This is a genomic window from Methanocaldococcus sp. (genome assembly GCF_024490875.1).
Taxonomy (GTDB): Archaea; AGJL01; Methanococci; order Methanococcales; family Methanocaldococcaceae; genus Methanocaldococcus.
Genome location: NZ_JACCLX010000024.1, coordinates 1 through 24,835 on the forward strand (window position 1 = coordinate 1; position 24,835 = coordinate 24,835).

Below are 24,835 nucleotides of genomic sequence, written 5' to 3' on the forward strand. Positions count from 1 at the left end.
CAGAATCTTCAATTTTTAAATCTTCTGATAGCCCAAATTTATCAACAAATAACTCTTTAATATCCTCAAAACTCATATTTTCTTTTAATATTCCCTCATCTTTCAGAAAATTAACCATTTCCTTAGATGTTCTTCTACCTAAAACCATTCCACCAGAGCCCATTACATCTCCAATAGATTTATTTATTCCATAATATAATGCTGATAAAAATAAATTAACATCGTCTTTTTTTAAATATTCTTTGGACATATTTATCACCACTTATAACCATACAGGTCTAACATTTGGTTTTGATAGATAGTTTAAGAATGTTGGAGCTCCTGCAATTTCAAAGCCTTCCTCTAAATTACTCTCATTAATTCCCCTAAACTCTGCACTTAATTCACAAACATATATTTTTACCCCTTTTTTCAATATATCTCTAACCAGATCTCCTAATTTTGGAAATGCTGGATGCTTAACTTTGTCACATTCTCCTTTTAAACCTAAACTTGCACCATCCATCATTAAAAATATTGTTGGCTTTAAATTCATTTTTAAGGCCACATCAGCCAGCATAAATGTTGCATACGCCTTTTCAGCGTTTCCAGTTCCAGTAGTATTGATTATAAATAATTCATCAATTTTTGTAATTGCCTTTTCTTCTTTTTCTTTCTTTTCACCTTTCTTAACTAATATCCTATATGTCCCATCCCCTCTATCTTCAACTTTTAATATCTCATTACCCATTCCTTTTAATCCTTCTGTTAAATCTGTTAATGCATTTTTTCCACAGATAATTTCTAAAATTTCACCATTCTTCATTTTTGATAACATGTCAGAAACCATCATTATAGGTCCTGGACAAGTAGCACCTACAACATTGATAGTTTTATCTGCCTTTATTTCTCCAACATAAATTTTAACTATATTTCCATCGACTTCATATTTTAAGTTGTATTTTTTTAATAAGTTTTCAATATCTTTTATTTGTTCTTCTCCATCAGTTTCTACTATTAAAATCCCTTCTTTTGTGTCACTTAATATCATATCAATTAACAAAGAGGGACTTCTTAAACCTTTAACTTTAAATTTTCTTATCATATACAATCCCTCATTATAGTTTTCATAGTTATTATTTATTATACAATTAGTATATATTATGTTATACTTTAATATACTTTTATATTAAATATTTAATATAAAATCATACGTGTGGTTTTTATGATAAAAGAAAAAAGGAAAATAGAAGTTATTGGCTTAGAATTACCAATATTTAAAGGTAATGAAAATGTGAATATAGCAGAATTAATCTCTCAATATCCTATTAAAGATGGGGATATTATTGTAATTGCAGAAACATTAATCTCAAAATTGGAAGGAAATGTAATTGATAGAAACAAAATAATTCCTTCAAAAAAAGCAATTGAATTAGCAAAAAAAACTGGTAAAGATCCAAAAGTTGTTCAAGTTATATTAGATGAGGCCAAAGAGATCGTTAAGGTTGGAAAGAATTTTATTATTACGGAAACTAAGCATGGTTTTGTTTGTGCAAATAGTGGAGTTGATGAGAGCAATGTATCAAATGGAATAAAAACTCTACCAAAAGATCCTGATAAAAGTGCTGAAAAAATTAGAAAAGAGATTGAAAAATTAACAGGAAAAAAAGTTGGGGTTATAATATCAGACAGTGTTGGAAGACCTTTTAGAAAAGGTTCAGTTGGTATAGCAATAGGTGTTAGTGGAATTATTGCATTGTGGGATAGAAAAGGAGAAAAAGATTTATTTGGAAGAGAATTAAAAACTACTGAAGTTGCCATTGCAGATGAGTTGGCAAGTATGGCTAATGTTGTTATGGGAGAGGCTAATGAAGGAATCCCAGTTGTAATAATTAGAGGGGCTAAAGTTCCTTTTGGTGAAGGAAAAGGAAAAGATTTAATTAGACCAAAAGAAGAAGATATTTTTAGAACATAATTTTTTGGTGAATATAAATGGTAGAAAAAGTTTATGGGGTTGGAGTAGGTGTTGGTGATAAAAAATTACTAACCTTAAAGGCATTAGAAGTTTTAAAAAAAGTTAATAAAGTATTTATTCCAATATCTAAACAAGGAAAAAAATCTATCGCTTATGAAATTGTAAAGGACTACATTAAAGATAAAGATATAGAAGAATTACTATTTCCAATGATTAAAGATAAAGAAAAATTACAAAAATATTGGAACGATGCACTAAAAAAAATTTTAAATGAAGATGGTGAAGTGGCGATAATTACTATAGGAGATCCAACTTTATATAGCACATTCTCATATATATGGAAACTTTTAAAAGAAAATGGTGTTAAAGTGGAAATAATTAACGGAATATCTTCAATATTTGCCTCAGCCTCTGCTTTAAACATTCCATTAGTCGAAGGAGACGAAAAACTTTGTATTCTTCCACAAGGAAAAGACTTAGAAAAATATATTGATGAATTTGATACTATTATTGTAATGAAAACAAAAAATTTAAAAGAGGCATTAAAGAAGATAAAAAATAAGGATGATTACATCATAGGCTTAGTAAAAAGAGTTACATTTGATGATGAAAAAGTGGCTATTGGAAAATTTGAAGAGTTAAATTTTGATGAATTTAATGATTATCTATCCTTAGCAATAATAAAAAAGGTTAAAAAATGAAAATTGTAAAAGCAGTTCCTGAGGAATTTTTAAATGGATTGTATTTAATTCCAACTGATAGATACAACTTACTAAATTTGGATGAAAATGGAAAATTTATAGTATCTAAGAATATACCCATAATTAGAATTTTAGCCACTCCTAACTTAAAAAAAACAATATCTAAACTAATTTACCAAATTAAAGCTAAATACTATCTATTTAGGAATTATAAGAATGCTCATTGGCTAAAAAATCTTTTAGAATATATTGATGAAAAAATAAAATTTGATAAATATTATAGGGCAAAAAAGGCGTGGTATAGAGGAATAGGTGATCTATTTAAAAATATAAGGAAATGGGAATTTGAAAAGGTAATAGGAAAAGTAATTTCTTTATTAAGAGCTTTAAATCCAATATTAGTTTTAGAAATACACGACATAAGAATGTGGCACTATAAAAAGAGTTTTATAAACTTTGTTAAAGTATTGAGAAAAAACAATATAACTGTTGTTTTAAGGTATCCTATAGACTGCCATAAAATAATTAAAAGGATTTTCCCAGAAGGTATTTTAAATACTGAGGCAACAATAAAATACTTTGCACATGTTCATGGTTATTATATAAGTAAAAAAGTGGCGTCATACTTATTAAAAATAACTAACGGAAACTTAGACATGATTTACATTATATTAAAGCATTCAAAAAGAAATATAAAAACACTTAGAGAATTAAAAATACCTTGGCTTAAAATTTTACCATATATAGTTGATTCGAAATATAAAAAATTAGTTGAAGTTATTGTTGAACTAAGAAAGTTTAAAATTGAAGATATAATATATAAAGTTAATTATAAATTATCAACTCTATATAAATATTTAGATGATTTGGTCGAATTGGGAATTCTAACAAAGATAAAATATAAAGGAAAATTAAGATTTAGATTAAAATTAAATCGAAGAACTCTTTTAAATTTAATCCAAAAATATAAAGAATATTACAAATCTTGGTTTTCCATTTACCTATTAGATAGCATATCTTGGAATATACGGATTTTCGAATTTTCGAGTAAAATATAACAAAATTTTACAATCATACGAAATAGTTATATTTTATTATTTCATATGTGTTGTGCATAAATATGACACTTCCTAATTTTTCTTATTTGAATTAAATTTTATACTTTAAGGAATTTAATTTAAATAGCATTTTCTTATAAGATTTTCAAATTTTCGAGTCGCATGTATGTATATAATTCCAGAGGGTATACCCAATCAATTTTTAGTTTAATTATCACAAAGTTAGAGATTATAGGATTATATTATATTACACTATATATATGTCAAAAACAAAAAATAACCAAAAATAAGATTAATTAAAAAATAATATTAAAATATTTAATAAAAATATTGTCAAAATTTTGATATTTATAAAAAATGGAAACAATATACTGTTTATTTTAATAAAAAGTCCAGTTAATACTATTTATTTTTAAAAATAAGGCATAATTATCAATATTTTAATTTTGTGATAATTCTCAATTCATAAAATTTTTTCAAATTCAGTGACCATATACATACATGCGACTCGAAAATTCGAAATTTATTCATTTTGATCTTCCAATATTTTATAGAGTTTTTTCAGATATTCAATATGTTTACAGTTATTACACTGGCAGATGACACACCACCATTGCCCAGTATTGCTTCTAAAAACATCACCTAAATGCTCTCCATTAGAATCAAAGAAGGAAAATATATATCCACCAAGTTTATCCTTCTTCCATTTGATTTCAAACCCTATCTTACTTAGTGGGTAATACTTAGTAGCAATTTTCTTTTTATGTAAATGTTCGAAAACATTCGAAAAACTCAAATCGAATATTTCTGGGGCTAATCTTTTTAATATGGCCAATCCTTTGGTTGTAAATGAATATAATACTTTATGTCCAGCCCTTTCCCTTTTCATTACATTTAACGCTGAGCACAGCCTTAAAAAAGAACATGCAAGACCTTTCGATATATTTAAATTTTTTGAGAGTGATTGAGGATAGGTTGTGCCACATATTATCACATAATGTAAAATAGCCTTTCTGAATATAGTTGATACTAATTCGTATGGAAGTCTTTCCATTTCTGACACCTTTTTTTATTATTTTGTAAAATTTCTGATCAAAATTTTATATTTACTCAATTATTTTTAAGCTAATTATTTATAAAGTTTTTGATTCATGACTTTAATTTTCTTCAGTATTACGCAGTATAGTATTACTGACATTTTGGGAATTTTTAAGTTGTATAATCATTTTATCTCAAATATTTATTCCTTATTTATGTGATATCTAAAATATTTTTTAATATACTTCTATATCAAATTTTTTAAGTATTGTTAATACTATATATACTTTTTGATTCATAGTTATTTTGTCTAAAAATTTTAGATTCACAATTTTTTAAATTTCTAGTTTTTATTTTATTTCTATGAGAAAAATTCAAAAAATCTTTATTTCATAATAATAGTATATATATAATTTAGAATTTTATTCAAGTTTAATTCTGAGAATGTTCGATTGTGATTTTACATAAGTTAAAGTTAGATTCACAATATTTCCTATATTTTATTGTTAGATTCACAAGTAATTTAAAATTATCTATACTCATAGTTAATTCATATATAAAAATTAATTAAAATTTGAAGATTCTAACTTTCGAAATATATATAAAATAGTCAAAACAAAAATTCGAAAAACATACGTTATTTTGGTGAGAGGGATATGGACCCAATAGAGTTTATACAAATGTCTGCGAGTTCAATAGCGAGTACTATGCACAAGTTAAAATTAAAATATAATCCATTTTCTGAAAAGCCCATAAGAGGAAACACTAAGTTTTTTGTAGGGAGAGTTAGTGAGTTGAGAGAAATTGGGGAGATTTTAGGATCAGCCTTACATGGAAGTGTGGCAAATGCGGCAATAGTTGGAACTAAGGGTATAGGAAAGAGTTCAATGCTTAACATTATATACTATGCAACAAAAAAGCAGGGACATTGGGTAGTAGAGATGACTGCATCTCAAGTAACTCCAAGACAGTTTTTGATACAACTATTATACAATATCTTAACTGAAAACATTATTACGATGAGTGGAACTATAAAAACTGACTATATGGAACATTCTAATAGAATCTTAGATATGTATAGAAAATTAAACAACTACGGAGATAAAGTTCCAATACATTATCCAAGAGAAAGAATAGAGAGAGATTTAGAATATTTAATAAACGAAGTTAAAAGTCCAGATAGATTATGTATAATATTAATTGATGAGGCAGACCAATTTGCAAAAAAGAGTTGTTTGTCATTATTACAATTTTTCCATTCATTTTTATATGAAGAGGGAATATTGACATTTATGGCGGGATCTCCAACATTAATGGATGATTTAACAAAAATATCTCCCCCAATAAAAGATAGAATTCCAAAAATAATAAACATGCCTCCATTATCTAAAGATGAATCTTACGATTTAATTATAAGAAGATTAGAAGATGCCCATGTTGAAGGATCTGATGAATTAGATCCATTTACTGAAAATGCTATACATAGGATAGTTGAAGAATGTGATGGGATCCCAAGAAAGATAATAATGACATGTTCAGAATCAATTTCCATAGCAATAAAACATGGCTTAACAAAAATTGATGAAGATGTAGTAAAAAAGGCAATACATTCTCTTGGAATTAGTGTAGGGCATCAGATTTTAAATCACTTAACTCCTGCACAGTCTGAAATTGTCAAGGTCATGGCAAAACTTGGAGGGTCTGCAACAGTAACTCAACTTTCTGAGTATCTAAAAAAATCTCCAAGCACTATTGGGACTCACTTATCTGACATTTATGAGATGGGATATATTTATAAAGAACGGGATGGAAACAATGTTTATTATATACTATCTAAAGAACTTAGGGATGTTTTAATAGGTGAAGATGATGAATTGGAAATATGATATACAAAATTTTGAGCCAGATGTTAAAATATCATTGACAAGAGTAGGAATTACAAACTTAAAAAAACTCGTTAGATTGAAAAGAAAAAATAAAAGACCTATAATTTTGCTATCAACTTTTGAAGTTTTTGTTAATCTTCCAAGTTCTCAGAAAGGAATACATATGTCAAGAAATCCAGAAGTTATAGAAAGAATTATTGATGAGGCCTTAGAAATAGATAGTTATGAGATGGAAACTATTTGTGAAGAGATTGTTAAAGGATTATTTAAAAAACACGAATATGCTACAGAGGCAGAGGTTTTTATGGTTAGTGACTTTATGACAAAAGAAAAGAGTCCTATATCTGGAAAATATTCTCAAGAAATTCATAAAATTATGGGAGGAGCAAGAGGAATAAAAAAAGAGGATAGAATTGAATTAACAAAAATTGTTGGAGCAGAGGTTGTTGGAATCACAGCCTGCCCATGTGCGCAAAATTTAATAAAAGAAATATCTATTAAAAGATTGAAGGAAAAAGGATTTTCAGATGAAGATATAGAAAAAATCATTGATTCTGTTATTTTTGCTACACATAATCAGAGAGGAATTGGAAGAATTATATTGGAAATTCCTACTGGTTACGACATAGAAATTATGGAAATTATAGATATAATCAAAAAATCAATGAGTGCAGAAATTTGTGGGATTTTAAAAAGAAGTGATGAGGCTTATGTAGTAGAGCAGAGTCATAAAAATCCTAAATTTGTTGAAGACTGCGTTAGAGAGATGGCTAAAAGAATTGTGGAAAAGTTTAAACATCTACCTGATGAAACAAAAGTCTTAATTAGACAGATTAACATGGAAAGTATTCACAGGCATGATGCCTATGCTGAAAAAGTATCTACACTTGGAGAGTTAAGAAAAGAAATAGAAAATGAATAAAGATAAATTTTTATTTTTATAATAAGATAAGAAATAAGAAAACAATTTATGAATTTATGAGTGATAATTTGAAAGCCTTAATTGTTGGAATAAATACAAGACCAGTGGTTAATTCTTTAAAAAAATTAGGATTTTTTTTATATTCAGTATCATACTACTCTCCAGAAGATTTAAATGCAGATGTAAAATATTATTTTATAGATCCTTACAATCATGGAAAATTAAGAGAAAACTATGATGAGAATAAATTAATTGAAAAGGCTGATGAATTAATTGATAATGTTGATTATGTTTTTATAACATCAGGTGTTTTTGAATCTGAAAATTCGAAAATACCAAAATGGGATAAGGTTGTGGGAAACGAGCCAAAAAAGATAAAAGAGATATCTAACAAGTTCAAAACATACAAAAAATTAGAAAAATTAGGATACAATATTCCAATAACTAAAAAAATCAATAATAAAAATCAATTATATAAATTTTTAGAAGAATTTAACTGTTGTATATTAAAACCAATTTATGGGAGTGGAGGATATTTATTAAAACTAAATTTAAATGATTTCAAAAAAGAAATAATTAATAAAATTAAATTTCCAGTTATTGCTCAGGAATTTATTGAAGGAAAAAGTTTTAGTGCCAACTTCATAGACAATAAATTTATAACCTTTAACAAACAAATTATTATTAATGGAATGTATGCTGGAAATTTAACACCATATTTAAAATTATCCCATAATTATATTAATATATTTAAAGATATTATAGAAGTTTTTGAATTAAAAGGTATGAATGGCATCGATTTTTTAATTAGAGATAATGAGCCATATATCGTTGATATAAATCCTCGAATTTTAGGAACTTATGAGATTATAGAGATGAGTTCATCAAAAAATTTAGCAAGAGTTTTATTAGACTATAAATATCTTAGTGAGATTAGATTAAAAGAGATATATATAAAGAGAATACTGTTTGCTAAAGAAAAAATTATTGCTAATATATCAAAAAGAAACTTTGTTTATGATATTCCAAAAAAAAATGCAATTATCGAAAAAGGGGAACCAATAGTTACAGTAATTGCAAAAGAAAATATTAAATCAATAATAAACAGAGTTTATAAGGAGTGTGTAGAGTATGAAAAAAGAGAAGAAGATAAAAAAAATATATGAAATGCTAAATGATCCATTAATACAGGAAGTTCTATTTAACATATTTGAAGGAGATGAGAGAGGATTTGATATTATCTATATTTTATTAGAAAAGAATGAAACAACAGAGGAGGAAATAGCAAAAGAATTAGGAGTAAAACTTAATGTAGTTAGGAAGTTACTTTATAAGTTGTATGATGCAAGATTAGTTGATTATAAAAGATGGAAGGATGAGGATACTAATTGGTATTCCTATACTTGGCTACCAACACTTGAAAAACTTCCTTATGTAGTTAGAAAAAAAATAACTGAATTAATAAATGATCTTGAAAAAAAGTTGGAGTTTGAAAAAAATAACATATTTTTTTACTGTCCAAAGTGCAATATTAGATTTACATTTGATGAAGCTATGGATTATAACTTTGAATGTCCAAGTTGTGGAAATATGCTACAACAATTTGATAATAGTAAAATAATTAAAGATTTAGAAGAACAAATAAAATTTTTAAAAGATGAATTAAAAAATAATCCTTATTTAAAAACATCATCATATAATAAAAAATAAAACTACGGGAGATTATGAATTTTGAAAAAGCATTGTCTATTTTAAAAAATCTATGTCCTAAGAATGTTGTAGAGCATTGTTTGGCTGTTTCTGAATATTCCTATGAAATAGCCTTGTCTATAAAAAACAATGGATATAGTGTTGATGTGGAACTTGTTAGATTAGGGGGTTTATTACATGATATTGGAAGGAGTATAACTCATGGAATAGAGCATGGAGTTGTTGGGGCTAATATTTTAAGAATGTATGGATTTGATGAAAGAATAGCGTTAATAGCTGAGAGACATATAGGGGCTGGAATTACTAAAGAAGAGGCTGTAAAACTTGGATTACCCCCTAAAAATTATTTGCCAATAACATTGGAGGAGAAAATAGTAGCTCACGCAGATAACTTAATATTTGAAACCAAGAGAGTAGAAATTGATGATGTTATAAAAAAATTTGAAAAAAGACTTGGAAAAAATCATCCATCACTTATTAGAATAATTAAACTAAATGATGAAATAAATAGTTATTTAAAATAATATATTAGGAGAATAATCTTGGAGCAAAAGTTAGAATTACATGATATGCTAAAATACCAGAAGTCATAGTTATAGAGGATATTAAAAACATCCTTTCAATTTTTAGTCCATATATTGGTATGGCAAATAGCATACCTATTATTGTAGTACCCATTTGTATAATTTCTAAACCTCTTGAAATGTCTTTAGGCGTAACTGGGGGTATATTACCCATACCACCAACCATCTTTGATGTGACTATTAAATAAGCTCCCAATACTGCGGCAATTGTTGGGACAATACCACATAATATAATGAAACCTAATGCTAACCCAGTAGCTGTTACACTTAATAACTGCCTTTTATAAAGTTTTAGATCTTCAAGAGTTTTTGCTAAAATTTTTAATGGTTCTGCTAAATTTCCTCCATATTTTCTATTCTCAATTAAAATTTTAGCTAACATTTTTAAAACTTTTGAACCGTATAATGTGGAGACAACTGTTACAGCATCTTCAAAGCTTAGTTTTTGTTTTTCCATTAAATATAGGATTCTTCTAAAAACGGTGCTAACCTCTTTTATATTACTCTTTACTACTTCCTCTATAGCTTCGTTTATAGATCTTCCAGATTCAAGAGCCAATATCATAACATACAATGCGTTTGGAATGTTATTTTCTAATGTCTCTATTTTATTTTCATATAAAATAGTTGGTAATGATAATGCTGCCCCAGTATATATAAATGCTAAAATTGCAATTCCTTTTAATGATAGATGAAAATATAAACCAATTATTATTGAAATTATAAAAATTAAAATTATATAGCTTATAAATATTTTTTCATCAATATATCTACCAAGCCTTCGTAAAAGTATCGTATTCTTTTTAATAGTTTTATAATAAATAAGATCAAAATATCTATTCATAACTATCCCTATTTTATTCAATCTTTAACTTGACAAATATTCCAAATATTAAGGTTAATAATGGACCAATTTTTGTGAGTAAAAGATCTATAGTATTTAATATTCCATTAAATCCTTGATTAGACATTACAGTAGATATTATCATTCCACTAAATGGAAGTATTAATCCTACTCCAAAGGTTAGATTTCCTAAATTTTGTATTAAAAACTTTGATGTGTCTAATTTAGATAAAGACGTTCTCACAATATCTTCATATAGTTTTTCCAATAATAAATCTAGGTTACCTTTGTTATATCCAATAATTAGTTGATCATATAGTTTTTTTAATATTGGAACTTCTGTTCTTAATTTAGCTCTTTCTAAAGCTTCTACTAAACTATAACCAGAAATTGTAATATCTTTGATTATATTTCTAGCTTCGAAAGAAACTATACCATATTCATAACTTTTTGAAAGAACATCAAGAACCTCTGGAAGGGATGCTCCGGATCTTAATAATGATATCATATAAATTAAAGCAAATAATACTTGAATTTTTATTTCTCCTCTAAATAATATTAATCTAAGTTTTGGATAAAATAATGAAAGTATCAAAACACCTATGGCTCCAATAAATCCGTTTATTAATCCCTCAAAAATATTATTATTTAAAATTCCTAATATTAGTAATCCCATAAATACTATTATTATATATACAACAACTCTTTTAAAATATTCTATCTCATTTTCGTAACCCATATACCTTAATAAATTTTTTGAAAAAAACTTTAAATTTTTTGAAATATTAGATAAATATTCCGCAGGTTTTTTAATAAACTCTTCTTCATAAAATAAATATTCATATTCTTTATATTTCTCAGCTAATAATATGTCATCAGGTTCAACATAAACATCATGAAATGTGGGTATTTCTACTAATTCACCCTGTTTTTTTAATTCATTTATAAGAGAAGCGTCAAGTGGTTTAAGTCCCCATTTATATAGCAATATATCAATCTTTATTTTAAGTTTTTTAAGTTTTTCTTTTATACTTTTTATATTTTTAGCCATTAGGATCCCCAATAATAAAAATTTATTATTTACACTAATTTTAACACTGAATTAGGATCTATTTGATATTTCATAATATATTTTGCAACATCTTCTAACTGTCTAATTTTTTTATTATATAAATATTTTAAAACTTTCTTTCGATTTTCTCTATCTCTATATAATTCTTCTCTTGATATTCCTGCAATTTCACAAACTTCTTCTTCCCACATACATATTCCTTTTCTTTCTAAGGTATCTTTCAAACCGTTATATTCATAAAGTTTAGTTTTAGCTATTTCATTATTTTCTCCACCACCTTTAACAATTTCGACTATTTCTAAAATTCTTCTTACAGTTTTTCCAGCTCTTCTAATTCTTTGCTGGTGAATAATAAAGTCCAAAGCTGTTAGCATTATTTTTGGAACATTCATTGGAGGACTAGTTAATCTTAAAATAGCCTCTTCGGCACTATTTGCATGTAATGTTCCAGAACAACCGTCATGTCCTGTATTCATAGCAACGAGTAGTGAATGGGCTTCTTTTCCTCTAACTTCTCCAACATATATTCTATCTGGTCTCATTCTTAGAGCATTTTTAATTAAATCATCCATAGTAATTTCATACTCTTGCATACCAGGTCTTGCAGGTCTTGTAACCATCTTTATAACGTGTTTATGAGGAATTTGCAATTCAGGAGTATCTTCTATTGTTATGATTCTTTCGTTATACATTGAAAATAAAGATAGAACATTTAATAATGTTGTTTTCCCAGAACCCGTACCTCCAACAATTAATGTGTTTGCTGGTTTAGCTCCAAAGTGTCCTTCAACAGCTTGCCATAAAAATGCGGCTGTATCTATATCTAAAGTTCCAAAGTTTATCAAGTCAATAACTGTTAGTGGATCTTTTAAGAACTTCCTTATGGTTATAGTAGCTCCATTCATTGTTATATCAGCAGTTGTAGCATTAACTCTACTACCATCTGGTAAAAATGCATCAAGCATAGGATATCTTGAATCAATAGGTCTATTTACTAAATTTGCAATACTTTCAATAATTCTATCTACTTCGTTTCTATCTAAAATAATGTTTGTTTCACACATTTGATGTTTTCTATGAAAAACATAGACAGGGAGATTATATCCATTAACCATAATATCTTCTAATCTATCATCATTTATTGGAATTTCTAATAATCCTAACCTTCCTGATATTAAATAGAAATATTTAGCCAAAGAATGAATATGTGGTATATGTACATTGTACTTTATTGAAAAATTTGAGAGAAAATTACTTATTTGTTCATAAGTACTTAAACCTAAGTCTCCAATCTGCATTTTTATTAAATTTATATAATCTTTTGTAAGAGATGATAGAGCAGAGGACATTTTCTCAATTTCTGGGACTATATAATATATAAACCCTTCTTTTTTTTGTATTATAATATCAAAAGTAATTTCATCAACCGTAACTGTATAGTGATCTATAACATCCTCCTGAGATATCCTACTTTTTTTTAATTTCTTTTCGCCTGATATATCTTTTTTTAATAAAGTATCTTCTTTAAAAATCTCTGGTCTTTTACCAATCTCATTTTTTTTTTGTAATTTATCTAATAATCCCATAATACCACCTCTTAAATGAAATATAAAATTTTATAGTGTCACATCAATATCTAAGTGTTCAGTTAGTTCTTTATATCTATTTCTTATTGTAACTTCTGTTACTCCTGCAACTTCTGCAACTTCTCTTTGAGTTCTTCTACATCCAAGAAGGACACTTGCTATATATATTGCCGCAGCAGCTACACCTGTAGGCCCTCTACCACTTGTTAATCCCTTTTCAGCGGCTTTTTGTAATATCTGTATAGCTTTAGATTCTACTTCTCCTGGCAATCCAAGTTCAGAAGCAAATCTTGGAACATAATCGATTGGATTAGTAGGAGTTAATTTTATTCCCAATTCTCTTGCTAAAAATCTATATGTTCTACCAATTTCTTTTCTATCGACTCTTGAAGCTTCAGCAATCTCATCTAATGTTCTCGGAACTCTACACTTTCTACATGCGGCATATATAGCAGCAGCGACTACTCCTTCTATACTTCTACCTCTTATTAATCCTTTTTCAACTGCTTCTCTATATATTATAGCAGCATTTTCTCTTACATGCCTTGGTAATCCAAGTTTTGATGTAATTCTATCCAATTCAGACAAAGCAAATGCCAAGTTTCTTTCTGAGGCATCACTAACTCTTATTCTTCTCTGCCATTTTCTTAATCTATACAACTGAGCCCTTTTATTTGCAGATAAATCTTTTCCATAACTATCTTTATTTCTCCAATCTATAACTGTTGATAATCCTTTATCGTGTATAGTGTTGTGTAATACAAACCCTCCAAATCCAGCAACGAAGTTTTCAGCATTAGGCACTGTTAAATCATAAGCATAGTTGTTAGTTGGGTGAACTTTTTTAATTTCTTTAATCTTTAAGAATATGAAATCAGAGTTGATGAGTTTTTCGAGTTTTCTATCGTTGTATTTTTTAGTAATATTATTTATTTTCTGATAGTTTAATTTCTCTAAATCTTTTGGATTAATTATTATCTTATATACTTTAATTCCTCTAATAAATTCCTCTCCATAGTTTGCATTAATTCCTAACTGCAATAGTAAGAATGCTAAATCTTCAATAAGTTCTTTTGATGTAGAGATGGATTTTAAATTGGAGTATCCTATAAAGAATGCCCTTTTTAAGTTTTCTGGGAATTTAAATACAATTGGAGGAACCCTTTTATTCTTTGCCCCACTTTTTATATTTAATTTTTTGAATAACTCAACTAATATTTTGCTGTTGATCTCAATTTTTACATTTAAGTTTTTATCATAAACGATTGGATTTAAGTTTAAGGATTTGAAGTAATCAACAACTTCCTTTATATACTTTTTCTCATTAGGGTTAAAGGAGAATACTATTTTTTTATCATCATAATATCCTTCGGCAATGAAATATCCTAATATTTTAGCAAATTTTTCATCTACTTTTATTTTTATATTATTTAAGTTAAGTTCAATTTCTTCTTCAACATTTGGCAATTTTTTTGCTAAAACTAAAATATCTCCAACTTTTAGGTCATCAACTCTTATTGGAACTACCTCATTATTTTTTATGGTAAAGACACTATGACTTCCAGTAACTCTAACTTTTTTATTTCCTTCAACAACAATTTCAAACATCTCATTAACTCGATGTCTTGAAACCTCTGAAACAGGCATGAATTTAAGTTTATAGTTACTATCAAAGGCAATAACTTCAATATCTTTACATTTGGCAATCTCTAAAATTCCATCTCTTTTAACATTTTCAGAGTTTTCAATAATTTTGTCTATAAGTTCTCCAATTTTAACAACTTTTATTTCTCCATTTTCTCTAATTATAATAGGTTCGTTATAATCTACACTGTAAGTCATTGGAGCTCCAACTCTACATCTCTTAATCTTCTGTTCATGGTCAAATGCTCTCCACTCTGGTCCAATATCAAATAACTTCTCTTTAATAACACATCCACACTGAGCACAGACGATTTCTGCCCTTTCATAATCTTTAATAGCTTTAGTACTACCACAGATAGGACAGACAATTTCCTCTTTATTAATATTTTCTTTATTATCATCTTTTTTTTCAGATTTTTGTACAATCTTTTTTTCTTCATTTGAATTTTCTTTATTTTCGATTTTTTCGGTAGTTTTTAAAGTTTCCATAACCCTACACCATTAATTTTTAGTTTTTTCTATAATTTTTATATTTAAATTTATAATTGTTAATATATACAATATCTGGAACTTCGATATCTTTATTAATAGGGCGTATTTTTATGTAAGGATTAGTAATTGGTCCAAAAATATCAATAACTTTCCCAATTTTTTTATTTTTGTAAGTAACAACTGAATTAATTTTAACTTCTCTATTCCCTCTTCCTATCAAAAAACCTTTAGGAGTTTTATGAAGGATTTTTATTTTCAAATTGCTCCCTCTATATATTTTGATACATTATAATTCTTCTATCCTTATATATCTTTCGAAAACTTTATATATTAGTATATCGAAGGACTATTTATATTTAACTGATATTTATCTAAATATAAAAATATTAGAATAAAATAGTAGTGTGGAAATATGAAAATCTTAGATTTAACTCAGCCATTAATTAACTTCCCATATCCAGGAGATCCTGAATTAAAAATCACTGAAAAAAAGGTAGGAAATTTTATAATATCTGAGATTATTATAGGTTCTCACTTAGGAACTCATATTGATTATCCTAAGCATATAGGTTTAGAAAATAAAATTTGTTTTGAAGATGGAATTATTAAAGGAAGATGCAAATGTGTATCATTAAAGAGTTTACAAAAAAATAACTTAGATAATTTTTTAGATTGTGAAATATTATTGATATATTCTGGATTTAGTAAATACTGGGCAAGAAAGGAATATTTCGAGAAAATTCCAAATATACCTTTTTTGGATAATATAATTGATAGTTTTATAAGGTGCGTTGGAATAGATGCATGTACTATAGGTGGTTATGAAGAACATAAAAAACTGTTATCAAATAATATTCTAATTATTGAAAATCTAAATGAAAATTTAAAATTTTTGATTAATAAGGAGTTTTATTTTTTAGGGTTACCTTTAAAAATCTATAATATCGACGCTTCACCTATAAGATGTATAGCTTTTTTATAGACAATGAAGAATAAATATTAAAAAATATAAAATTAAAATATGAATAATAAACTGATGTTATATTGGTGGAATAATGAAAAAAACAAAGGTTATTGTTTTGGCTGAAAATGCCTTAACAACTCCTGGAAAATTGGTAAGATACATAAATTCGTTAAATTTACCAATTCTGGTAAAAGAAACTTGCTTTGGAGCCTATATTGAAGGAGAAGAAGATTTAGTAGATAAAGTATCTCAAGAAATTAGAAGTTTTGAAAAAAATAGAATATTTTGTAAGGATAGAGGGTATCCTATTTGGGATAAAAGAAGATGTAGAGCTTTTAGAGGAGGAGGTCCAAGAGAAGGATTTCATCAGTTAGAGGCTGAACAGGCAGTTTTAGATAAAATTGGCTTAGCATTAGATAAAATTGAAAAAGAGGGATTAAAGTCAATGGAGGAAATATTAGAGAAAGAAAATATATTAATAGAGAAAAACTCAAAACTACCTGTTGAAAAGTTTAAGGAAGTTATTGATAAGGTATTAGGGATTAAAAATGAAGCATAAATATAGAAAAGGTAGTTCTTTTGAAAGAGAATTAAAAAAACTTTTAGAAAAGGAAGGATTTGCAGTTGTTAGAAGTGCTGGAAGTAAAGGAGTTGATTTAATAGCGGGAAAAAATGGAAAAATTTTAATATTTGAGTGTAAATCTTCATCGAAAGAGAAATTATATGTAAGTAAAGAGGATATAGATAAACTTATTAATTTTTCAAAAACTTTTGGTGGAACTCCTTTTTTAGCAATAAAATTTAATAGAGAAATTTTATTTATAAATCCTTATCATTTATCTACCAACGGAAAAAACTATCTAATTGATAAAAAAATAAAAATTATTGCAGTAGATTTTTATGAAGTCATTGGATTTAACCCCACTTTCTAACTCTTTTTAAAATTACTCTCTCCCCTCCTTCTACATTTCCATCAAATTCAGCAATTAAGTAACCCTTAGTTCCAAAGGTTCCTTTTATAACTCCCCAAATTTTTTTTTCTGGAACATAAACTTTTTCTCCAATAAGTTTTTCTCCTGAAAATTTAGATTTTGCCAAACCCTCAATATAAATTTTATCTTTCTTTTTAACAATTTTTCCTTCTTTTACAACTAATTTTTTAACTTCAACATCTTCAAAACTAACAACTTCACCAAATCCACAAATTCTTAAAGTGTTTGGAGGTAAATCTAACCTCATTATTAAAACCTTATCTCCTTCCTCAACAACTATCTTTTTATCTAACTTAAATATGCAATAGCAAGAATCTCCTCCTACAATTTCATTTAAAACTATTGGCTCATCTTTATCGTTAATTTTTTCTATTTTGTATGGGATTATTGTTGCAGGAACTGTTAATAAACCAACATTTATATGAACCTTCATTTTTGGAGTTAAATTATATTTAAATAAATTTAAAATCTTTACTTTTGCCACAAACTTATCAATAACTTTTAATTTTGTATTTTCATCTGTCAATATACAACCTCTAAACAAACTCTCTGGCTCTATATTCATCAAAGATATTCCTACCCTATCTCCAGCATAAGCCTCATCAACATCCTCTTTAAAACACTGTATGCTTTTAACTTTAACCTCGTGATTTATTGGCAAAACTCTTAAAGTATCTCCAACCTTTACCTTTCCTTTGTGAATTGTTCCAGCGACGACTGTTCCAACTCCTTTTATTTTAAAAGCGTGATCGATAGGCATTTTTAAATAACTGTCTATGTCTCTTTTAATATTTATACTATCTAACAAATTTTTAAGTTCTTTTTTTAATATATCAATATTTTTTCCAGCTTTTGCAGATATTTTAACTATCTTAGAATCCTTTAAATTTGTCGTAGAGTTTAATATTTGTCTCATAAATGTTTCAGTTCTTTTAATTTCCTCTCCTGAGGCAATATCTATTTTATTTATAACAACTATCGTTGGAATATTCAACAAATCCAAAACTAAAAGATGCTCTCCTGTCTGTGTCTTTGGCCCTTCTTTAGCATCTACCACCAATAAGGCAACATCTATAATATTTCCAGCCCCAACTGCTGTTCTTATTAATTCAGAATGTCCTGGAGCATCTACAAGAGTTATTCTATAATTATCCAATATGAAAGAGGAAAATCCTAAGTCAATAGTAATCCCTCTTTTTTGAGATTCTTTTGGCTTATCTAATGCAGATGTTGATATAATCTCAGTTAATTGTCTCGCTAATTCAGTTTTTCCGTGGTCTATATGTCCAAACAAACCAACATTTACGTTTATCATTTTTTTATCTCCCATATTACCACGCCCCAATTACGATTTATTTTGTTTTTTAAATTTTAATTTCTCCCTTTTAAATATAAACCACCTCTTTGGATTTTTTATTCCTAAAAATTTAATTTTTGCCTTTCTTATAGTTCCAGAAACTCCTAAACAAATAATATTTATTGGTTTATCTTTAAATTCTCTAACTAAAATTAAAGAACTCTTTACATAATCAACATTATCTCTCTGACATCTCAAAATTCCATATGGAAATTCATAATATACGAGCCAAGGATTTGCCTTAGATGTTCCCCAAACTCCATAATAATCTAAAACAGATTTTCTAATTAAATTAACTACCTCTCCTTCTTTTAACTCTTCATCATATATTATTTTAAATGCAATGTATCTTTTTTTCTCTCTTAAAGTTGGTGGTAGTGTTTTAAGCATATTATCACTAACTAAATTAATTAAATAAAATTAATTAAAGTTTAATATTAAGAATTAAATAACTAAAAATATTAAAATATTTCTAAAATTCTTTGAGGGATAAGTTATGCTTAAAGATTATGCTCTAAAAATTTTAAAAAAATCTTTGGAATACGATGTAGGTTTTGGAGATATTACAACAAACAGTGTAATTTTAGAAGATGTAAATGTTAAAGGAGTTATTAAAGCAAAGGAAGAGTGTATTTTATGTGGAATTGATTTCATTGTTGAATTTTTTAAAGAATATAATATAAAATGCAAAAAATTATATAACGATGGAGATAAAGTTTTTGGAGTTATATTAGAGTTTGAAGGAGATGCAAAAACAATATTAACATTGGAAAGAACTGCCTTAAATTTATTGATGCATCTATCTGGGATAGCTACAAATACTTATAATATAGTTAAAAAAGTTAGAAGTATTAATAAGAATGTTAAAATTGCCTGCACAAGAAAAACTTTACCTTTGTTATCTCCTTTACAAAAGTATGCCGTATATGTTGGAGGGGGTGATACTCATAGATTTAGGTTAGATGACTGCGTTTTAATTAAAGATAATCACATAGCTATTGTAGGAATAAAAGAATCTATTAGAAGAGCAAAAAAAAATGTAAGTTTTACAAAAAGGATAGAAGTTGAAGTAAGTAACTTAGAAGAGTTAAAAGAAGTTTTGGAAGAAAAACCAGATATAATAATGCTTGACAACTTTAAACCGGAAGATATTGAAAAATCTTTAAAGATAATTGATGATTTTAAGAAAAAAACCAATTTTAGACCAATTATTGAAGTTAGTGGAGGTATAAACGAAAATAATATCTTAGAATATGCAAAATATAATATAGATGTTATCTCATTAGGTATATTGACACATTCATCTAAAAGTGTTGATATGAGTTTAGATATACTTGAAGTAAAAAGCATTAAAAAACATTAAATATTTTTATTTCAAATAATCTAATATTATTAGAACTATAAAAATAACGAATAATGGGTAGTATTATGACTGGAACTACTCTTATGATTATACTTGGAATTAGTGGGCTTATTTCTGTCATTTTTATTGCAAAATTATTTTTATTAAATAAAGATAAAAGTAAAACAATAAATACGTATAATAAACTACAACAAGAAAAAATAGAACAAGAACAAGAAGTCATAAAAAGATTAAAAAGTATGAAATTTGAAGTTACTGATGACTTTATTGAAAGCATTATGAACAGTGAAAATGATCTCTTAGAAGAGGCTTTGGATGATTTAGATGATGAGCTTTTAAAAAAATTAAATTTTGGGAAAAAGAACTCCTAAAACTTCAACAAATTTAGGATTTTTTCTTTTTTTATCAAAATACATGCAAACTCCAACCATAATGTTTCTTTTTTTGGCAATAATATAATCGCATTCACATCCAATCATTTCAAAACTTTTCTTCATTTTTTCAAAGCCAAATGTATCCAAATATGCAGGATTTTCTTTAAATATGTCATTTATTTTACTTATGAACTTATCAATTTCTTCAACATCCTCTACAATCTCAAAATTTTCTTTTTTTAATTTATCTCTTAAATAATCTTTTATACTTTCATAATTATCAAATTCTTCATCTCTACAAACTCCTTTGACAATTAACATATCATCAGTTTCAAACAATGGCTTAGAACCTTTAAATGCCTTTAAACTATGCATTAATTTACCTATTTGAGATTTCCACATGTCTTTACACCAAAATTAACTTTTATAAGTTTTTAACTTCTTCACAATACTTTTTAATAATTTCAGCAGATTTTTTAAAGGCAGTTAACTCATCTTCGCTTAATTCAATTGCTACAACTTCCTCAACTCCATTCTTTCCAATTTTTACTGGAATTCCTATACATAAATCTTTAATTCCATCAAATTCACCATCAACATATGCAGATAGAGTTAATAATCTCTTTTCATTATTTACGATGCATCTAACTACATTTAAAATAGCGGCGGCAGGACCAAACTCTGAGCCTCCCTTTAATCTGATAATTTGCTCTCCCTTAGTTTTAACATCTTCAATAATTTTGTCTATTGGCAACTCTTTAAATCTTTCAAATTTGTCAATAGGAATTCCCCCTACAGATGTAGCACTCAATAAAGGAACCATACTGTCTCCGTGTTCTCCTATAATTCTCGTTCTTACTTCATCTATATGCACTCCAAAGAATTTGGCTATAGCTACTTTAAATCTTAAAGAATCTAAGTGTGTTCCCAAACCAAAAACTTGACTTCTGTCAAACTTTGAATCTATTAATGCCTTGTATGTCATTACATCTACGGGATTCGTTATAACGAATATCTTTGTGTCACATATTTCAGATATTTTTTTAGCATATTTTCCAACAATTTTTGCATTTACTTTTGTTAAATCTATTCTACTCATTCCCTCTTTTCGAGGGACACCACTCGTTATTATAACAATGTCACTTTCATCAATAATTTTTAAGTCATTATCACTTCCAACATATATATTTGCATCACTTCTTGTTCCAGCTAATGCATCGTAAATGTCTCTTTTCAAACCTTCTAATTTATTTAATGAATGTTCCCTACCAATTAAAACTAAATCTTTCATAAATGGTTCTTTAGCTAACAGCAATGCAGTAGCACTTCCTACTCTACCAGAAGCTCCTATAATTGTAGCTTTCATAGTTATCCCTCATTATAATTTTTTACAAAAATTAATTAATAGAAAACCTAATAAAAATAGAACCAAAAGATTAAGAAAATAGAAATTAAAAACTTAAAAATTAAAATTATTTATATTACAGTTCTTCAACAAATGAATGTATTAAATTAATATTATTTGAAAGTATTTTTTCAGATTCTTCCAACACATCATTTAATGTGCTAATTGTAATAGCAGGCTGAGAAATTTCTGATAAAAATTTATAACTATCTTTTTCGTGGAATAATATCCCTTCATAGTATCTTAAATTAGGTATAGCATAAAGAACGCCATCTAACGAAATTATTTCCTTTGCGGCATCTACTATTGTATCTATCGTTAATGTCATAGTTCCAGATGTTTTTGAAACTCTTGCCTTTCTATATGTTTTTAAAACTCCAACTTTTGCCTTTTCAACGAATATATTTGCCTTTTCATAAGTGTTGTCTGTTTCATAAATATCTTCATCAAAAACCCCTTTTGGATCCTCAACAATGAAAACCTCTGGGTCAAATTTACTTAAAAATTCTGGCTCAATTCCACCTAACCCAGTTAAATCAATAATTAAATCAGGATTTATCTCATTTCTCATCAACTTTAATTTAAATTCATTTAAATGTAAAAATTTTATATTTCCATTTGAAACGAAATTCTTCATAAACTCGTGTATATCCACTAAATAAACTTTATCTGAATATTCTAATAAATTATGAGCTACATAGTTTCCCCACAAATAAACTCCAATAATTACAGTTTCTTTGAATTCCTCTCCTTCTAAGAAGTTTCTAATTGCATTAAATTTCTTCTTAGCAATTTCATTTATTACATCAATAACTTTTGTCCTTGTATAAATTGTTTTTACTGTTTCAGTTATGCCATACTGCATAAGTAACACCTCTAATTTATAGAAATTCCTATTCTTTTTAACGCATCAATTAACTCATCTTTAATTCTTTTTTCTATATTTTCCTTATGGATTACTGAAGAAGGAGATAAAGAGGCAGTTAAAATCCTACCTTTCTCATCCAATATAATGAGCATAGAGCCAGAGCCTGGAACTCCCAACCTTCCTCTTGAAATGTATATATCTCCTTTTTCAGTATCTAAAGCTAATAAACCCTTATACAAAGCTGGCATTCTTGTTAAATCAGCAAATTTTGTATCAATATCAATCATCTTTATTTGTGCATTACAAACTTTTAACATAATATCTTTTATTACTTTAAATTTCTTTTCATTGTTTGTAGCCACGATGATTTTTTTTGCCTTTTTTATTTTCTCTTGGATTTTTTTTACCTCTTCCTCTTTATCTCCCTTCCTAATATTTTTAATTGATTCAATGTATGCATCTTTAATAATATCTTCCATTATAATCATCCTTTAAATTCTCCTTAGCCAATTTAGGTCATTTTTATGTAATTCTCTAATATCTGTTAAGTTGTATTTTAGCATTGCCAATCTACTAAATCCAATACCCCACGCTAAGACAGGTTTTTTTATTCCTATTGGCTCTAATACTTCTGGTCTAAATATTCCAGCCCCTAATATTTCCAGCCAACCTTTTCCTTCTAAATAAACCTCCGCCTCTAAGGATGGCTCGGTAAATGGGAAGTATGCTGGTCTAAATCTAACTTTTTCAAATCCTAATCTATTCAAAAACTCTTTTAAAATTCCTATTAAGTTGTTGAAATTAACATTGTCGTCCATTACTATACCTTCACATTGATAGAATTCTGGCAGGTGTTTATAATCTATTGCTTCATTTCTAAATACTCTATCTATACAGAACACTTTATGTGGCTTATTTTTCTCCTCCTCTGATAGAGATGCGAGGTATCTTATTGATGATGCCGTTGTGTGAGTTCTTAAAATTAATCTTTTGGATACATTTTCATCAAATTTGTATTTCCAACATCTCTCATGGACTTCCTTAACTTTATCAATTAAATTAGTTGGAATTTCTCCAACATTAGGATACTTTAAAAAGAATGTATCTTGCATTTCCCTCGCTGGATGGTCTTGTGGTTCAAAGAGCATATCAAAGTTCCAGAATTCCGTCTCAACAATAGGACTTTTAATCTCTTTAAAACCCATTGCCAATAAAATTTCTTTAACTTCCCTTATAATTCTCGTTAATGGATGAACCTTAGCAGGATATACAACTTTAGTAGGAACTTTTACATCATAAGGCCTTATATAAGCCTTTTTCCACTTTCCACTTATTATAATCTCTCTTGTTAGTTGAGTAATCTCTTCTTCAATTTCTATTGGTTTTTTAATAAATTCTTTACCTTTTTCAGTTAATTTTATCTTTACTTCTTTCTCTTCGTCAAAATCTACATATCCTCTCTTTTTTAAAATTTCAATAATTTTCCTTTCCTCTTCACTAAAGTTATCTAAGTATTTATTTTCTTTAATCTTTTTTAATATCTCTTCCTCAGCATCTTTATAATCTAAATTGTCAAATATAATTTTCCCTTTTTCGATTTTAGCAATTTTTTTTCTTTTTATGGCTCCTAATGCGGCATTTATTTCTTCTTTTGGTAAAATGTCTTTTAATTTTTTAATTTCAATTTCCTTTATATTGTTTTCTTTTAAATATTTCGCAATCTTTCTCTCTGGGAAATCGTCTTCATTAACTACATTAACAATTTTTTTAACCTTCTCATCAATATCTACCAATCCCTTACCTTTTAACCATAAAGAAACTCTCAATATTTTTTCTTTTTGCATATATTTTTCTAATTCCTCTAAACTAAATTCATCTCTATTTTTTTCTTGAAAAATTTTTAATAACCTTTTTTCATCTATATGTAAATTCATAACTCTCACCATTCTTATAATAGGACAATATCTTTATATTGATTACCTAACAACATTAACATTAAACTATATTTTGTTATATTTTTT

Annotated in this window: 26 protein-coding genes and 4 pseudogenes; 13 read left to right on the forward strand and 17 right to left on the reverse strand. The window is 27.1% G+C overall.

Annotation, left to right across the window (positions count from 1 at the left end):
* Both HZY31_RS04335 and HZY31_RS04340 read right to left on the reverse strand, forming a co-directional pair.
* Positions 1 to 250, reverse strand: a pseudogene (locus HZY31_RS04335) (hypothetical protein); the annotation flags it as partial.
* A 12-nt stretch (positions 251 to 262) separates the two neighbouring features.
* Positions 263 to 1,084, reverse strand: a complete 822-nt coding sequence (locus HZY31_RS04340) for a DsrE family protein (RefSeq protein WP_297318229.1) — start codon at positions 1,082 to 1,084, stop codon at positions 263 to 265.
* Between the two features lie 120 nt (positions 1,085 to 1,204).
* On the opposite strand from HZY31_RS04340, the gene HZY31_RS04345 reads away from it, so the two are divergent.
* Genes HZY31_RS04345 through HZY31_RS04355 form a run of 3 tightly spaced genes read left to right on the forward strand, consistent with a single transcriptional unit; the run spans position 1,205 to position 3,713 of the window.
* Positions 1,205 to 1,954, forward strand: a complete 750-nt coding sequence (locus HZY31_RS04345) for a coenzyme F420-0:L-glutamate ligase (protein ID WP_297318230.1) — start codon at positions 1,205 to 1,207, stop codon at positions 1,952 to 1,954.
* 17 nt (positions 1,955 to 1,971) lie between these two features.
* Complete coding sequence (gene cobI / locus HZY31_RS04350; RefSeq protein ID WP_297318231.1) at positions 1,972 to 2,655, forward strand: precorrin-2 C(20)-methyltransferase; 684 nt, start codon at positions 1,972 to 1,974, stop codon at positions 2,653 to 2,655.
* Positions 2,652 to 3,713 (forward strand): transcriptional regulator, encoded by a 1,062-nt coding sequence (locus HZY31_RS04355; RefSeq protein ID WP_297318232.1) that lies wholly within the window; start codon positions 2,652 to 2,654, stop codon positions 3,711 to 3,713. The genes cobI and HZY31_RS04355 overlap by 4 nt, the downstream gene beginning before the upstream one ends.
* A gap of 523 nt (positions 3,714 to 4,236) precedes the next feature.
* Here HZY31_RS04355 and HZY31_RS04360 read toward each other — a convergent pair.
* On the reverse strand, positions 4,237 to 4,767 hold the full coding sequence (locus HZY31_RS04360) for a MarR family transcriptional regulator (RefSeq protein ID WP_297318233.1): 531 nt from the start codon (positions 4,765 to 4,767) through the stop codon (positions 4,237 to 4,239).
* 640 nt (positions 4,768 to 5,407) lie between these two features.
* Between HZY31_RS04360 and HZY31_RS04365 the strand changes: the two genes are divergently transcribed.
* The 5 genes from HZY31_RS04365 (at position 5,408) to HZY31_RS04385 (ending at position 9,793) form a co-directional block, all read left to right on the forward strand.
* Entirely contained in the window at positions 5,408 to 6,637 is a 1,230-nt protein-coding gene (locus HZY31_RS04365) for an ArsR family transcriptional regulator (RefSeq protein ID WP_297318234.1), read from the forward strand.
* Positions 6,621 to 7,559, forward strand: coding sequence for a GTP cyclohydrolase MptA (gene mptA, locus HZY31_RS04370; RefSeq protein ID WP_297318235.1), 939 nt, complete (start codon positions 6,621 to 6,623; stop codon positions 7,557 to 7,559). Before HZY31_RS04365 ends, mptA begins: the two co-directional genes overlap by 17 nt.
* A gap of 68 nt (positions 7,560 to 7,627) precedes the next feature.
* Positions 7,628 to 8,725 carry an ATP-grasp domain-containing protein gene (locus HZY31_RS04375; protein ID WP_297318236.1) on the forward strand — a complete coding sequence of 366 codons (1,098 nt, stop codon included), beginning with the start codon at positions 7,628 to 7,630 and terminating at the stop codon, positions 8,723 to 8,725.
* Positions 8,691 to 9,269, forward strand: a complete 579-nt coding sequence (tfe, locus tag HZY31_RS04380; RefSeq protein WP_297318237.1) for a transcription factor E — start codon at positions 8,691 to 8,693, stop codon at positions 9,267 to 9,269. Before HZY31_RS04375 ends, tfe begins: the two co-directional genes overlap by 35 nt.
* Before the next feature lie 14 nt (positions 9,270 to 9,283).
* Positions 9,284 to 9,793, forward strand: a complete 510-nt coding sequence (locus HZY31_RS04385; RefSeq protein WP_297318238.1) for a TIGR00295 family protein — start codon at positions 9,284 to 9,286, stop codon at positions 9,791 to 9,793.
* Positions 9,794 to 9,797: 4 nt separating this feature from the next.
* Here HZY31_RS04385 and HZY31_RS04390 read toward each other — a convergent pair whose 3' ends face one another.
* The 7 genes and pseudogenes from HZY31_RS04390 to HZY31_RS04420 all read right to left on the reverse strand — a co-directional run bounded on the left by HZY31_RS04390 (position 9,798) and on the right by HZY31_RS04420 (position 15,750).
* Positions 9,798 to 10,697 carry a type II secretion system F family protein gene (locus HZY31_RS04390; protein WP_297318239.1) on the reverse strand — a complete coding sequence of 300 codons (900 nt, stop codon included), beginning with the start codon at positions 10,695 to 10,697 and terminating at the stop codon, positions 9,798 to 9,800.
* Between the two features lie 13 nt (positions 10,698 to 10,710).
* Entirely contained in the window at positions 10,711 to 11,748 is a 1,038-nt protein-coding gene (locus tag HZY31_RS04395) for a type II secretion system F family protein (RefSeq protein ID WP_297318240.1), read from the reverse strand.
* Positions 11,749 to 11,777: 29 nt separating this feature from the next.
* Positions 11,778 to 13,355 carry a type II/IV secretion system ATPase subunit gene (locus HZY31_RS04400; protein WP_297318241.1) on the reverse strand — a complete coding sequence of 526 codons (1,578 nt, stop codon included), beginning with the start codon at positions 13,353 to 13,355 and terminating at the stop codon, positions 11,778 to 11,780.
* Positions 13,356 to 13,385: 30 nt separating this feature from the next.
* Positions 13,386 to 14,105, reverse strand: a pseudogene (locus HZY31_RS04405) (transcription initiation factor IIB); the annotation flags it as partial.
* A 6-nt stretch (positions 14,106 to 14,111) separates the two neighbouring features.
* Positions 14,112 to 15,197: pseudogene (locus tag HZY31_RS04410) on the reverse strand (transcription initiation factor IIB); the annotation flags it as partial.
* Positions 15,183 to 15,488 (reverse strand): annotated as a pseudogene (locus tag HZY31_RS04415) (TFIIB-type zinc ribbon-containing protein); the annotation flags it as partial. The pseudogenes HZY31_RS04410 and HZY31_RS04415, both read right to left, overlap by 15 nt.
* Before the next feature lie 19 nt (positions 15,489 to 15,507).
* Positions 15,508 to 15,750 (reverse strand): Gar1/Naf1 family protein, encoded by a 243-nt coding sequence (locus HZY31_RS04420; protein WP_297318242.1) that lies wholly within the window; start codon positions 15,748 to 15,750, stop codon positions 15,508 to 15,510.
* Positions 15,751 to 15,903: 153 nt separating this feature from the next.
* Here HZY31_RS04420 and HZY31_RS04425 point away from each other — a divergent pair, with 153 nt between their 5' ends.
* The 3 genes from HZY31_RS04425 (at position 15,904) to hjc (ending at position 17,387) form a co-directional block, all read left to right on the forward strand.
* Entirely contained in the window at positions 15,904 to 16,473 is a 570-nt protein-coding gene (locus tag HZY31_RS04425) for a cyclase family protein (RefSeq protein WP_297318243.1), read from the forward strand.
* Positions 16,474 to 16,546: 73 nt separating this feature from the next.
* Positions 16,547 to 17,014 carry a methanogenesis marker 6 protein gene (locus tag HZY31_RS04430; protein ID WP_297318244.1) on the forward strand — a complete coding sequence of 156 codons (468 nt, stop codon included), beginning with the start codon at positions 16,547 to 16,549 and terminating at the stop codon, positions 17,012 to 17,014.
* A complete protein-coding gene (gene hjc / locus HZY31_RS04435; protein ID WP_297318245.1) occupies positions 17,004 to 17,387 on the forward strand; it encodes a Holliday junction resolvase Hjc in 384 nt (127 codons plus the stop codon). The genes HZY31_RS04430 and hjc overlap by 11 nt, the downstream gene beginning before the upstream one ends.
* Here hjc and selB read toward each other — a convergent pair.
* Positions 17,371 to 18,762 (reverse strand): selenocysteine-specific translation elongation factor, encoded by a 1,392-nt coding sequence (gene selB, locus HZY31_RS04440; RefSeq protein ID WP_297318246.1) that lies wholly within the window; start codon positions 18,760 to 18,762, stop codon positions 17,371 to 17,373. The genes hjc and selB overlap by 17 nt on opposite strands.
* A gap of 30 nt (positions 18,763 to 18,792) precedes the next feature.
* Positions 18,793 to 19,194, reverse strand: a complete 402-nt coding sequence (locus HZY31_RS04445) for an Rpp14/Pop5 family protein (protein ID WP_297318247.1) — start codon at positions 19,192 to 19,194, stop codon at positions 18,793 to 18,795.
* 106 nt (positions 19,195 to 19,300) lie between these two features.
* On the opposite strand from HZY31_RS04445, the gene nadC reads away from it, so the two are divergent.
* Entirely contained in the window at positions 19,301 to 20,167 is an 867-nt protein-coding gene (gene nadC / locus HZY31_RS04450; RefSeq protein WP_297318248.1) for a carboxylating nicotinate-nucleotide diphosphorylase, read from the forward strand.
* 53 nt (positions 20,168 to 20,220) lie between these two features.
* Entirely contained in the window at positions 20,221 to 20,538 is a 318-nt protein-coding gene (locus HZY31_RS04455; protein WP_297318249.1) for a hypothetical protein, read from the forward strand.
* Here the strand turns inward: HZY31_RS04455 and HZY31_RS04460 are convergent.
* The 5 genes from HZY31_RS04460 to pheS all read right to left on the reverse strand — a co-directional run bounded on the left by HZY31_RS04460 (position 20,512) and on the right by pheS (position 24,748).
* Positions 20,512 to 20,943: a DUF2120 family protein gene (locus tag HZY31_RS04460; protein ID WP_297318250.1), complete on the reverse strand. Its 432-nt coding sequence runs from the start codon at positions 20,941 to 20,943 to the stop codon at positions 20,512 to 20,514. The two genes, HZY31_RS04455 and HZY31_RS04460, sit on opposite strands and share 27 nt — an antisense overlap.
* A 22-nt stretch (positions 20,944 to 20,965) precedes the next feature.
* The gene (mdhB, locus tag HZY31_RS04465) at positions 20,966 to 21,907 is read right to left on the reverse strand and encodes an L-2-hydroxycarboxylate dehydrogenase (protein WP_297318251.1); all 942 of its coding nucleotides are present in this window, start codon (positions 21,905 to 21,907) and stop codon (positions 20,966 to 20,968) included.
* A 115-nt stretch (positions 21,908 to 22,022) separates the two neighbouring features.
* A complete protein-coding gene (locus HZY31_RS04470; RefSeq protein ID WP_214400316.1) occupies positions 22,023 to 22,811 on the reverse strand; it encodes an SAM-dependent methyltransferase HcgC family protein in 789 nt (262 codons plus the stop codon).
* A gap of 11 nt (positions 22,812 to 22,822) precedes the next feature.
* The gene (locus tag HZY31_RS04475; protein ID WP_297318252.1) at positions 22,823 to 23,293 is read right to left on the reverse strand and encodes a FeGP cofactor biosynthesis guanylyltransferase HcgB family protein; all 471 of its coding nucleotides are present in this window, start codon (positions 23,291 to 23,293) and stop codon (positions 22,823 to 22,825) included.
* Between the two features lie 12 nt (positions 23,294 to 23,305).
* Positions 23,306 to 24,748, reverse strand: coding sequence for a phenylalanine--tRNA ligase subunit alpha (gene pheS / locus HZY31_RS04480; protein ID WP_297318253.1), 1,443 nt, complete (start codon positions 24,746 to 24,748; stop codon positions 23,306 to 23,308).
* Positions 24,749 to 24,835: the final 87 nt, after the last annotated feature.

Bases quoted from the DNA above. Each gene is read 5' to 3' on its own strand.
- cobI (WP_297318231.1), top strand. From the start codon at position 1,972: ATGGTAGAAAAAGTTTATGGGGTTGGAGTAGGTGTTGGTGATAAAAAA.
- HZY31_RS04355 (WP_297318232.1), top strand. From the start codon at position 2,652: ATGAAAATTGTAAAAGCAGTTCCTGAGGAATTTTTAAATGGATTGTAT.
- HZY31_RS04365 (WP_297318234.1), top strand. From the start codon at position 5,408: ATGGACCCAATAGAGTTTATACAAATGTCTGCGAGTTCAATAGCGAGT.
- HZY31_RS04340 (WP_297318229.1), bottom strand. From the start codon at position 1,084: ATGATAAGAAAATTTAAAGTTAAAGGTTTAAGAAGTCCCTCTTTGTTA.
- HZY31_RS04470 (WP_214400316.1), bottom strand. From the start codon at position 22,811: ATGCAGTATGGCATAACTGAAACAGTAAAAACAATTTATACAAGGACA.
- HZY31_RS04430 (WP_297318244.1), top strand. From the start codon at position 16,547: ATGAAAAAAACAAAGGTTATTGTTTTGGCTGAAAATGCCTTAACAACT.
- HZY31_RS04360 (WP_297318233.1), bottom strand. From the start codon at position 4,767: ATGGAAAGACTTCCATACGAATTAGTATCAACTATATTCAGAAAGGCT.
- HZY31_RS04475 (WP_297318252.1), bottom strand. From the start codon at position 23,293: ATGGAAGATATTATTAAAGATGCATACATTGAATCAATTAAAAATATT.
- tfe (WP_297318237.1), top strand. From the start codon at position 8,691: ATGAAAAAAGAGAAGAAGATAAAAAAAATATATGAAATGCTAAATGAT.
- HZY31_RS04460 (WP_297318250.1), bottom strand. From the start codon at position 20,943: ATGTGGAAATCTCAAATAGGTAAATTAATGCATAGTTTAAAGGCATTT.
- HZY31_RS04390 (WP_297318239.1), bottom strand. From the start codon at position 10,697: ATGAATAGATATTTTGATCTTATTTATTATAAAACTATTAAAAAGAAT.
- hjc (WP_297318245.1), top strand. From the start codon at position 17,004: ATGAAGCATAAATATAGAAAAGGTAGTTCTTTTGAAAGAGAATTAAAA.
- pheS (WP_297318253.1), bottom strand. From the start codon at position 24,748: ATGAATTTACATATAGATGAAAAAAGGTTATTAAAAATTTTTCAAGAA.
- HZY31_RS04445 (WP_297318247.1), bottom strand. From the start codon at position 19,194: ATGCTTAAAACACTACCACCAACTTTAAGAGAGAAAAAAAGATACATT.
- HZY31_RS04425 (WP_297318243.1), top strand. From the start codon at position 15,904: ATGAAAATCTTAGATTTAACTCAGCCATTAATTAACTTCCCATATCCA.
- HZY31_RS04395 (WP_297318240.1), bottom strand. From the start codon at position 11,748: ATGGCTAAAAATATAAAAAGTATAAAAGAAAAACTTAAAAAACTTAAA.
- mdhB (WP_297318251.1), bottom strand. From the start codon at position 21,907: ATGAAAGCTACAATTATAGGAGCTTCTGGTAGAGTAGGAAGTGCTACT.
- mptA (WP_297318235.1), top strand. From the start codon at position 6,621: ATGAATTGGAAATATGATATACAAAATTTTGAGCCAGATGTTAAAATA.
- nadC (WP_297318248.1), top strand. From the start codon at position 19,301: ATGCTTAAAGATTATGCTCTAAAAATTTTAAAAAAATCTTTGGAATAC.
- HZY31_RS04400 (WP_297318241.1), bottom strand. From the start codon at position 13,355: ATGGGATTATTAGATAAATTACAAAAAAAAAATGAGATTGGTAAAAGA.
- HZY31_RS04345 (WP_297318230.1), top strand. From the start codon at position 1,205: ATGATAAAAGAAAAAAGGAAAATAGAAGTTATTGGCTTAGAATTACCA.
- HZY31_RS04385 (WP_297318238.1), top strand. From the start codon at position 9,284: ATGAATTTTGAAAAAGCATTGTCTATTTTAAAAAATCTATGTCCTAAG.
- selB (WP_297318246.1), bottom strand. From the start codon at position 18,762: ATGATAAACGTAAATGTTGGTTTGTTTGGACATATAGACCACGGAAAA.
- HZY31_RS04455 (WP_297318249.1), top strand. From the start codon at position 20,221: ATGGGTAGTATTATGACTGGAACTACTCTTATGATTATACTTGGAATT.